The sequence below is a fragment of the Actinoplanes sp. NPDC051411 genome, assembly GCF_040682075.1.
Lineage (GTDB): Bacteria > Actinomycetota > Actinomycetes > Mycobacteriales > Micromonosporaceae > Actinoplanes.
Window position 1 is genome coordinate 123,064 of record NZ_JBFBAD010000011.1, and the last position, 10,040, is coordinate 133,103.

9 protein-coding genes are annotated in these 10,040 nt (G+C 65.6%); 5 read left to right on the forward strand and 4 right to left on the reverse strand.

Annotated features, from left to right (window positions below):
- Positions 1–484: 484 nt before the first annotated feature.
- Positions 485–1,504, reverse strand: a complete 1,020-nt coding sequence (locus tag AB0M88_RS09085) for an XRE family transcriptional regulator (RefSeq protein WP_364097772.1) — start codon at positions 1,502–1,504, stop codon at positions 485–487.
- Between the two features lie 290 nt (positions 1,505–1,794).
- Between AB0M88_RS09085 and AB0M88_RS09090 the strand changes: the two genes are divergently transcribed.
- The 3 genes from AB0M88_RS09090 to AB0M88_RS09100 are packed head-to-tail and all read left to right on the forward strand — an operon-like array spanning position 1,795 to position 3,627.
- A complete protein-coding gene (locus AB0M88_RS09090; RefSeq protein ID WP_364097774.1) occupies positions 1,795–2,058 on the forward strand; it encodes a multiubiquitin domain-containing protein in 264 nt (87 codons plus the stop codon).
- On the forward strand, positions 2,033–3,205 hold the full coding sequence (locus AB0M88_RS09095; RefSeq protein ID WP_364097777.1) for a ThiF family adenylyltransferase: 1,173 nt from the start codon (positions 2,033–2,035) through the stop codon (positions 3,203–3,205). The genes AB0M88_RS09090 and AB0M88_RS09095 overlap by 26 nt, the downstream gene beginning before the upstream one ends.
- Entirely contained in the window at positions 3,202–3,627 is a 426-nt protein-coding gene (locus AB0M88_RS09100) for a DUF6527 family protein (RefSeq protein ID WP_364097780.1), read from the forward strand. The genes AB0M88_RS09095 and AB0M88_RS09100 overlap by 4 nt, the downstream gene beginning before the upstream one ends.
- Positions 3,628–3,982: 355 nt before the next feature.
- On the opposite strand, the gene AB0M88_RS09105 is transcribed toward AB0M88_RS09100, so the two are convergent.
- Positions 3,983–5,143, reverse strand: a complete 1,161-nt coding sequence (locus AB0M88_RS09105; protein WP_364097782.1) for a hypothetical protein — start codon at positions 5,141–5,143, stop codon at positions 3,983–3,985.
- A gap of 91 nt (positions 5,144–5,234) precedes the next feature.
- Between AB0M88_RS09105 and AB0M88_RS09110 the strand changes: the two genes are divergently transcribed.
- On the forward strand, positions 5,235–6,092 hold the full coding sequence (locus AB0M88_RS09110) for an HNH endonuclease (protein ID WP_364097785.1): 858 nt from the start codon (positions 5,235–5,237) through the stop codon (positions 6,090–6,092).
- A gap of 197 nt (positions 6,093–6,289) precedes the next feature.
- Here AB0M88_RS09110 and AB0M88_RS09115 read toward each other — a convergent pair whose 3' ends face one another.
- Entirely contained in the window at positions 6,290–7,891 is a 1,602-nt protein-coding gene (locus AB0M88_RS09115) for a restriction endonuclease (protein WP_364097788.1), read from the reverse strand.
- Between the two features lie 510 nt (positions 7,892–8,401).
- On the opposite strand from AB0M88_RS09115, the gene AB0M88_RS09120 reads away from it, so the two are divergent.
- Positions 8,402–9,427 (forward strand): site-specific integrase, encoded by a 1,026-nt coding sequence (locus AB0M88_RS09120; protein WP_364097791.1) that lies wholly within the window; start codon positions 8,402–8,404, stop codon positions 9,425–9,427.
- Between the two features lie 493 nt (positions 9,428–9,920).
- Here AB0M88_RS09120 and AB0M88_RS09125 read toward each other — a convergent pair whose 3' ends face one another.
- Positions 9,921–10,028: a hypothetical protein gene (locus AB0M88_RS09125; protein WP_364097800.1), complete on the reverse strand. Its 108-nt coding sequence runs from the start codon at positions 10,026–10,028 to the stop codon at positions 9,921–9,923.
- Between the last annotated feature and the right edge of the window lie 12 nt (positions 10,029–10,040).

The following is a 10,040-nucleotide window of genomic DNA, read 5'->3' on the forward strand; positions in this document are numbered from 1 at the left end:
CTTGCGATCGCCATACCTGCTGTTCACTGCTTGGTGCGCCGCGTAGGACTTGAACCTACAACCCGCGGATTAAGAGTCTGCGATCTTGAATATCGCGGGCTCTCGCGGCGTACCGCCTGGTGTCAGTTTTAGCAGCTCAGGTGGCCGGTGGCATGCCGCGGCATGCCACCGGCTGACGCCCCGTTCCGGGACTGGAACGTCCCCCAATGTTCCCCCAAGGGCCAGCCGCGGTGGCTTGAGTCGCAATCCCTATTCAGGCCGCCATCGCTGGTCCGCCCGGCGGAGCGCCGAGTCAACAAGGACCGTCCGAGGCCGGGTGCTGCTTGTCGGAGGGGAGAAGAGAGAAGTGGGCGGGACTTGACGCGATGGCCCGGCGTGGAGCGGCGTGCCTGACCAATGGGAAGGCTGCAAGCCGATGCGCGGACCTTCGATCGCTGGCTGTCGTGCTTGCGCGATTGGTGAGGTGCGACCATTTGATGCTCAGTTAGGCCGCGTTTGCTCGGAGGATGTCGTTGACCACCTGCTGAGGAAGGTCTTGGCAGGCGTCTCTACGGCGGTCTTGGGTGATTAGGCGAGGTAGAAGTCGTGGTTGCTCGGGGTGCCCGAGTGGTACTGGCTCGCGCCGGCGCCAGCCTCGAGCCGAGGCGGCTTTGATGGCAGCGAGATAGCTGGCGGGATCCATCGTCTCGAGGGTTTTCGCGCGCATGAGCAGGGCTGCGAGTGATACCTGCCAGTGCTGTTTGAGCTTGAAGAGTGCCTGCCAGTCGGCTTTGCTGGGCAAGTCCTGGATGATGTCGGCGCGGGGCATGAGGAAGGCTGCGGCGAACCAATGTGCCTGGTCTTCGACGGCTTTGAGGCCCCATACCCGCTCGTTGTGCATGACCAGATGCCCTAGTTCATGGGCAGCGTCGAAGCGTGACCGAGCACGATCGTCTTTGTCGGCGCCGAGTACAACGACGGGGCGGTCGTGGAACGGCAGTGAGAAGGCGTCGACATCGCCGGTGTCGAGCGGCAGGCGGGTAACGACGATGCCATGCTGTTCCATCAGGGCAACAACGTCTTCGATCGGCCCTGGCGGCACACCCCAAGCTCTCCGGACGTCTGCGGCGATCTCTTCAATCGCATCGCGTTCAGCCTCGATGTCGGGGGCGGCTTGCAGGAAGTTAACGGGCGGCAACTCGTCCGATTTGCATGATCTTGCGAGGTCGTGCGCGATGTGCGCTAGCGCTCGCGCACGTCGGCGCTGTTTTACCGGTGTACGGCGGGTGGCGCGGAAGAACCCCTCGTGGGTTTCCAGGATTTCCGAGGTCAAGAAGCCGACCGGTACTTCAAGTGCTTCCGCAAGCCTGGTGATCGTGTCTTCTGCCGGCCGGGTTGAACCCGACTCGAACTGACCCACGGCAGCCGGCGTCATCGAGACGTGGCGCGCCAGTTCGTTCTGGTTCCACATCTTCAGCTCGCGGGCGACGCGGAGCCGGTCGGGCATGAAGGTCGCTTCGGCCATGGTGCCCCCTTTCCCCTTATCGCAGTCGGATCCTCTCAGCTCGGTCAACCGGCTGCTCACGCGACCCGGCAGATCCGAGCGTGTCCAGCCCTGATCACCCGTTTGGGCGAAGATCTTGCGGAAGCAGGTGTGCAAAAGTAAAGTGAACTCCGTGCGGATCTTGTATCCGCAATACAGGTGGAACTCTGTGCATAAACCTATCTCGGCGGGGGTCGTTGAGGGCGCCAGTACGGATGACTGCACCCAGGGCCTGGCCATGTGGCCAGGCCGCCGCGAACGAAAGGGAAGCCATGACGACTAATGAGCACGCGGACCACAGGCACGTCACGATCATCGTGAACACCCGCCGCTTTGAGTGGCACAGCCGGCAGATCAGCTACGAGGAGGTCTACGAGCTCGCCTTCCCGAACCAGCCGCTCGGCGATGGCGATACTGCCACGGTCGAGTACTCCCGGGGTGGGCACGGCCACGGCACGGGGTCGCTGACGTCCGGCCACAAGGTCGAGGTCAAGGACGGGATGGTGTTCGATGTCTACCGCACCACTCGTTCGTGACCCGTCGACGTCGCGGCTTCTGGACGACGGGTACGACCTCGCCGTCCGGGGCGGCCACCTGATCGTTCGCCAGATCCCGTACGTAACCCCCGCCGGCTTGGTGGCGTACGGGAGTCTGACCTATCCGGTCACCGTCAGCGGGGACCGGATCAGCGACGACAGCGGCGACCATCGGATCTGGTTCATCGGCGACCAGCCGTGCGACGAACGCGGTACGGCTCTGCCCGCTGCGACAGTTCAGCCCCGTGCGATTGCAGACGACCTTGCGGCCAGCTACATGATCTCCAGCAAGCCGCCCGACGGGTATCGGGACCAGTACGCGAAGGTCACCGCCTATGCGCGGATCCTGTCGCATCCCGCCCGAGCTTTGGACCCCACCGTCACCGCCACTCCCGGAGCCCGATGGGACGAGATCGCGGACGATCTGCCCTTCGTCTATCGCGACACCGCTTCCTCCCGGTCTGGACTGGCTCGGCTCAACCAGAAATTCCGTGGGCACCGGATCGCGATTATCGGGCTGGGCGGCACTGGCGGCTACATCCTCGACCAGGTCGCCAAGACCTGGGTGGATGCCGTCGACCTGTTCGACGGCGACCACATGGACAACCACAACGCCTTCCGGGCACCGGGTGCCGTGGCCGAGGCAGACCTCCAGCGCCGTCCGAACAAGGCCGAGTATTACGCCGAGCTATACGGGCACATGCACACCGGCATCACCGCCCACCCGGTGTACCTCGGCAAGTCGAACCTCGGCCTACTGACCGGGTCCACCTTCGTGTTCCTCGCCGCGGCCGACGCCGAGGACCGGCCTGAGATCATGTCATGGCTGACCGACCAGCAGATTCCCTTCGTCGACGTCGGTATGGGCATCGATGAGATCGACGGGCGCCTGTCCGGTCTCCTGCGGATGACCACCCACTTTCCCGACCGGGATGGGCAGGTTCCGCAGAACCCCGTTCCGGCGCAGCGCGGGGCTCCCGATGAATACGACCGCAACATCCAGACCGCAGATCTCAACGCCTTCAACGCACTCATGGCCGTCCTCGCGTGGAAGAAGTACCTCGCCTACTACGCCGAGCACACCCCGGCCATCGAGACGTTCTACAAGGTCTACACCGGGGAAATCCGCAACCAGGCGGCCGGATGAACGCAGTCGGAAGCATCACTTCGGAGTTTGTCGAGAGCTTCCCGACGCCGCTGCAACCGGGCGTGCTCTACGTATCGGTGGCCTACTCGACCGCCGCGCACCTATGCTGCTGCGGCTGCGGCAACGAGGTCGTCACGCCACTGTCCCGTTCACAGTGGGCACTCACGTTCGACGGCCAGGTGTCCCTCCGGCCATCCATCGGCAACTGGGCTTTGCCGTGCAAATCCCACTACGTCATCGACGCCGGCCAGGTCCGGTGGGCACGAACCTTCACCGAATCCCAGATCAAGGTCAACCGGAAGAATGATCGTCGCCTGCTCGCTCAGCAACGAAGCGAGCCGGAACCTAGCCGAACTGACGGCCGCGCCGCAGCTGTCGCACGGGCGTTGCGGCGCATCGTGCCCCCCAAATTCCGCCGCTAGTCGATGTGGCATCCCGTGCGTCACCGCATGGGATGCCACTCCGCAGCGGCGACACTGGTAGCGGAGATCATCAAGCAACTTCCGTCGTACGGGCTCGACCCGGAGGGCGAGCAAGACTCCAAAGATGCGGCCGGCGAGGTGCTGGCCGAAGTGACGCAGCGCAGCCCGAGCCGCGGAAAATGCGCAAGGCGGTGGCCGCGCTCCGCGGTTTCCTCGTGCCGATCGCCACGAGGACGGCCCGGCAGGAGTACAGGAACTCGCTCAGCACGGCATCGACAGCCTGAACCACGCGATTGGGATGTGGGCCAGGCCGGCCTATACAGCCAGGCCAACCCGGCGTCAACAATTCGCTGGCTCAGCCGCGCCAGAGCTCTTCTTCGGCGCACGTCTTGTGGCAGGGGCGCCGCTCGTCGTCGCGGGTCTGAGTTGCCTTCCGGCAGAGGCGGCATGGCAGCGCCTGGCTGGACCAGTGCACGGCCCCGGTCCAGTCCAGAAAGACGGCCGCACGCGGTGCTGGCGGTGATGCAAGCGCAACGCCGTTGACCGGCTCGCCGCGATCGCGCGGGCCAGCTGGCGACGACCAGTGACCGCTTTCCTGTCCGTAGCGGCACGATTGGTCACGAAGCCGAGGGCTCTTGCCGACCCTGATGATCAAGCCGCCGAGTGGTGCGCCCGGGACGGTCGTCTCCGTAGTGTCGACCTTCTCCAGGTCGGAGGCCGGCACCCAGAACCAGACCGACCGGCTGGCGCTCTGAACCACATTGATCGGCACCAAGTCACGTGCGGCGGCTCGGATCACCAGATCATCGAAGCGTTCCAGGGCACGGGCATCGGTCCACGAACCGTGCCACCCGGAGCAACGCCGGCCGGCCTTCTTGTCCGGGCACACCGTGCCCATCCGGGAACACTCCTCGATCATCAGCCCGCGGACACCACCACGGACCGGCAGCTCCGTGTCTGACAGGTACTGGTGCCACTCCATCCGGTCGATGCGCGCCCACGGCGCCTGGTCGATCACCTTCGAGGTGTGGCTGTTCGTCATCCACGCCGGGGTGATCCCGTCGTCGGTCGCCACCTTCGACCGGCGGCGCACCGTCTGAGCCGTGATTGACGAGAGCTGCGGCTCGAAACCGATCTGCACGCCGTCGCCACGGACCAGGACGTCGGTCCGTCGGCGGCGGTGCCTCGGAGTCTGCTCGACCACGGCCTCGAAGCCGCCTGACTCGGCAGCACGAGCGATCCGTTCCTTGAGCGCTTTGTGCTCGTCGCTCTCGCCCGTGGTCGTGTGCTCGCCGCCGTTGATGTGCCGCGCTTCGCGGGTACCGTCCTCGTTCTCGCGCACGTATAGCCACGGCGGGGCATCGGCCGGGTGCTGCGGGTCGACGCACTCGAGCATCCCGGGCTTGCAGTTGTGATGGAGCCGCTTCCACAATCCGGGCAGGTCGGGGCAGCCAAGATCCTCACGGGACAGATCGAGCTCGACGCCGTACTCGACGTACAGCACGTTGGTGCGCATCCGACCACGATAGGTGAGGGGTATGACAGAAACCGGGCGCCGACGGTCCGCCGTACGTCCAGACAGGCGATGGCCGGATAGCCTGCCGGGCGTGGCCCAACGTGCTCCGGAGTCGATGTCGATTTCCATGCCGGGCGGAGCGGCGATTGATGCCGAGCTCCGTCCTGACGACCCAGGCGAGATGGTGGAGCTGACCATGATCGAGCCGGTCCGCCGACGCGTGTTCGAGTGCTGCCCGATCTGTGGTGACCCGGCCACCTCCGAGGAGCACGTCCCGCCGAAACGGATCGGCGGGAAGAAACTGACCTTGACGTGTGAACCGTGCAACAACCGGCTCGGCAGTTACGTGGAGCCAGACCTGATCGACTGGGTCGAGGGCGCGATCTCCCGCCCGCTGCTGCGGTCGGACGCTGTCCAGGGGCCGCGGAAGGAGAAACGGCTGCTGGTGCGCAACACCCCGGCTGGCGAGTTCATCCTGTTGGTCGACGGGCACGCTCATCCGGACCTTGCAGCGATATTGGCGTCCGGCGAAATCGACCTGGACGCTGTCCTGCCAAACTGGGGCCGCTGCAAACTCGCGCTGCTGAAGCACGCGTATCTGGCGGCGTGCTTGACCTACGGGGTACTCGAAGGCGAAGTCGCGGACGAGATTCGCCGCGACCTGGTCTCAGCCCGGGACGCCAAGAGCAGGCAGGACGTACCGATGAGCAGGCAGGCGATGGGCCTCACGGTGTGCCGGACGTACGAACCTACGACGGATGAGCCCGCGATCAGGGCGGTGCTGCACGAACCGGCCGGGGCTGTGGAGGGCGTACTCCTGGTAGGCCGGATCTTTGTGTCCTGGTCGTCGACGGTCTCCGAGGAACTACCGCAGGTAGATCGCCGGGTAAGCCGGACTCTCCAGGTGGGTCCCCCGATCCCGGGCACGGTGATGTCGGTCCGGCCCTGAACGGAACGGGCTGACGAGATTCCCCCGGCACGACTGGGTCAGGTCAGGCAACGCGCATCGCGGTCGCGAGTGCCCGGTGCATCACGGGCACCAGCCGGACCACGTCGTAGCTGTCGGCCGCGTCGTGCGCCCTGATTGTCAGTTGCCGTTGGACGAGGCTGTGCGGGACGCCGCCCGCCGGCAACGAATGGTGCCGTTCACGGCGCCGCTGGACCGGGCTTCCCTGTCTGCCTGTTGTCGGACGCTCGCACTCGCTTCGGTGGGCTCGTTCCGGGTATGACATCGATTCCCAGATGTTCCTTGATCAAGTATTTGAGTTCGGCGCCGTTGATGAGGGTGATGCGGTTGCGTTGGGCGAATTGCTCGCTGGTCCGGCTGAACCATGCCGTGGTGACGAGGACTCCGGTGGTGGCGTTGTGGTCGGTCATGACGCCGGTGAGTGCGTGAACGGCGTCGAGCCCGACGAGTTTGGTCCATCGTTTCGCCTGGATGAGGCAGACTCCGCCGAAGAAGAGATTCTTGCTGGTGGCGACGGCGTCGACGCCACCGTCCTTCGACGGGACGGTTCGCCAGGCTTCGGCGCCCATCGCCGCGAAGAGGTCCTTCACGACATGCTCGAACTCCGTGGGGGACAGTTTCAGGAGGTTGGGGCGGGAGTCGAGGCCGGCCAACTCGTCGGCGGCGTCGACGAACCGGAATCGCTTGAGGTCGAACGCAATGAAGGGCTCGACTGCTTCCATGTCGAAGGGGTTGGGCGAGACGAGGGCGTTGAGATATGCCAGGCACGCCGCGGGGTCTACGTCGGCAAGCACGAGTTCGTCGAACGCGGCTCGTTCGGCCTCGACGCTGATGAGGTGCGGGCGAACCTTCTTGCCGGTGGCACGGTCGGTTGTATTGACTCGTCCGTTGAAGACGACCGCCTCGATCACGCCGGCAGATGTGGCGCGGAAGATCTCGTTTAGTACCCGGAGGGCGATGCACGCGATCAGCCGGGCGTAGCGCTGCTTGATCTCGGGTATTGACCGAGCGACTGGGTCGATCGCATCCCTCGTCTTGATGTAGCGGTACTCCCGAACGGCCGGCACAACCTGTTGACCGGGCAACTCGAACTCCACGACCACGTCGCGATTCTCCGGGCGGTACGCCACCTGCCACGTCGCCGGAAATCCCTGGGGATATCGAGAACCTCGCAGGACTTGGTTCACGAACCACTCCACGGCAGGAGCCTCGCCGACGGCGAACCCGGCAGCGTGCTGGTCGACCTGTCGGTTGTAGGCCGCCACCTTTAAGTCGGCTTCCCCGACCTTACGTTGGTGCGCGATCTGCGCAGCCTGCAAATCTCTCTGACGCTGGGCTTCCGCCGCCAGGTATTCGTCGGTGGCGATTTGGTAGCGGCGCTGTGCAGCCGCCAGGTCTCGACGGTACTGATTCATGCCACCGAACCAGCGGTCGACGCCGCGGGGCTCGACGGGCGCGTATTTTCCCCAGTTCGGCGTGGGGACGGGCTCGGCCAACCGTCCAGGATGAAAGGCCGGTGGCTGCGGTCGCGCCTTCAGCCGAGCGAAGGTGATCGGCGAGCGCCCCAGCACGCCCAGCAGGACCTGGTCGAGGGCCCTGACCTCGTCGGCGAGCTTCGCCGTCTTCGTCTCGGCAAGCTGCTGCTGTTCCACAAGGCGTTGAGCCTGCTGAGCCTTGGCTTGCTCCTTGGCCTGACGAGCCACTTCACGGGCCTGCCGTTCAGCTTCACGCCGTTGCGCAGCAAGTTGCCGCTCCAACTCCGAACGGCCGCGCTGGGCCATTGACACTCCCTACGACTACAGAGGACAACCTTTCGAACACTCTAGGTACCCGAAGGCGGGAGTGGAAAGAGGCGCTGCCGACACTCGAACGGGGAATGCTGCGCCAACTCGGGAAAGGGAAACATTCTGGCCGGCGTTCCACCGGACTCCATCCAGGCGCGGTCGACCTCGATGCATCCCGACGTCCGCGGCCGGGACGCCAACCAAGATTCAGTCGAGGAGGACGTTATGGAAGCCAGCAACGTGGACGGGAACAGCGTGGTGTTTCGCCGTTGTGGATGTCGTGACCGGTCGACGGGTCGGCAGCTGAACGCGAGGTGCCCGCGGCTGGCTGATGCGGCTCATGGGCGGTGGTATTTCGCGGTTCAGGTAACTGCGGCGAACGGACGACGGGCCCGGGTCCGTCGGGGTGGGTACCTGAGTCTGGTGGAGGCTGAGCACGCGCGGCGAGAGTTGCTGGGGTTGCCGGACGCGGCCGCGGCTGGACGTGCATGGACAATGCAGCGCTGGTTGGAGCAGTGGCTGGCCGGAGTGCGGGAACAAGTTCGGCCGTCGACCGCGCGTGGCTACCGCGACCATGTACGGCACTATCTGATCCCACACCTGGGCAAGATCCGCCTCGCGTCGTTGCGTACCGCGCAGGTACAGGCCGCGTTCCGGATCATCGCGTCAGGGAAAACCCGGTCGGGTCGGCTGTTGGCCTCCTCGACGCTGGAACGTATCCGGGCGACGCTACGCAGCGCCCTGTCCGAGGCGATCAGGCAAGGACTGATCAGTAACAACCCGGCGGTCGGGGTGCGGTTGCCGAAACCTCGTCGGGTCCGGCCAGTGGTGTGGACTGCTACCAGGGAGGCCGCGTGGCGTGACGGTGGTTCCCGTCCACTGGTCTCGGTGTGGACACGTCAGCACCTGGCCACGTTCCTCGGCTTCGTCAAGGACGACCCCTTGTTCCCGCTGTGGTGGCTGGTCGCACTGACCGGCCTGCGTCGCGGCGAGGTCACTGCGCTGCGCTGGAGCGACCTCGACCTCGACGAAGGAACCTTGACGGTCCATGAGCAGGTCGTCGTCGTGGACGGTCAGGACATCGTCGGCCCGCCGAAGTCGGCCAGTAGCCGGCGAACGATTGCTCTGGACAAGATCACCACGCGGGTGCTGACTCGCCTCTGGCGTGGCCACCAGCGCACCCTTGCCGCGACCGGACGTAACCGCGCCGGATACGTCTTCGTCGACGCCAAAGGCCAACGGTTACGTCCGGACTACCTGACCCGCCGCCTCGCCACGCTCATCGCAGAATGCGGACTGCCACCGATCCGGCTCCATGATTTGCGGCACGGCGCCGCATCGCTCGCGCTGGCCGCCGGCACCGACCTCAAGGTCGTCCAGGAAATGCTCGGCCACGCCAGCATCGTTACCACCGCCGACATCTACACCAGCGTGCTGTCCGAGGCCGCCCACGCTGCAGCGGAAGCCAGCGCGGCCTTCATACTCGACGCCGCCCGCAACCGCCTCGGACTCGGCGCAGCCTCCCAAGCCTGAAAGGGCGTCGGCGTACGGGCTCAGCGCAGAGCCCCTACGCTGGGAATGCATATAGGTCGATGCCCGTAGGGCTGGCCCGAAGGCATTCGCCAGTCACTCACGCTGAGTCATCGACGGGGTCTGGCCGCGCTCGGGTCGCGGCATGTGAGTATGCGTTCCGTACGGAGTCGCCGCCGTGGTTCGCGGTCCACGAGGTAATCGTGGCTTCTACGGTGGGAAAGTCGGCCGTGGCCAGGACGGTGACGACTATAAGCGTAGGTTCGATGGCGATTCGACGATGCCACCCAGCCGCTGGAACTCGTCGCTCAGCGCTGCGACCTCCGCGTCTACGGGTGGCGTGCCGCGCAGAACGACGAGGATCAGATGCCTCTCAGTGCTCGCCATCGGTGCCGCGTGCCGCATGGTGCGGTGGCCTCATGGTCGGGAGGCGGACGATCAGGCGGTGCTGCTGGCCACCGCCTGAGTCGCTCGTCGCCGTTCTTCAGCCGGTCGTTCAGAGGGCGCAGTCGCCCGCCCGCGCGCGGTACAGCTCGTGGTTGAAGAACGCCAGGAAGCCGTCGGCGGTGTCGGTGTCGAGGGCGGTCTGCGCGGCCGTCTGCACGTTGGGGCCGCC

Coding starts and splice junctions, on each gene's coding strand:
- AB0M88_RS09085 (WP_364097772.1), bottom strand. CDS start 1,504: ATGGCCGAAGCGACCTTCATGCCCGACCGGCTCCGCGTCGCCCGCGAG.
- AB0M88_RS09090 (WP_364097774.1), top strand. CDS start 1,795: ATGACGACTAATGAGCACGCGGACCACAGGCACGTCACGATCATCGTG.
- AB0M88_RS09095 (WP_364097777.1), top strand. CDS start 2,033: ATGTCTACCGCACCACTCGTTCGTGACCCGTCGACGTCGCGGCTTCTG.
- AB0M88_RS09100 (WP_364097780.1), top strand. CDS start 3,202: ATGAACGCAGTCGGAAGCATCACTTCGGAGTTTGTCGAGAGCTTCCCG.
- AB0M88_RS09105 (WP_364097782.1), bottom strand. CDS start 5,143: ATGCGCACCAACGTGCTGTACGTCGAGTACGGCGTCGAGCTCGATCTG.
- AB0M88_RS09115 (WP_364097788.1), bottom strand. CDS start 7,891: ATGGCCCAGCGCGGCCGTTCGGAGTTGGAGCGGCAACTTGCTGCGCAA.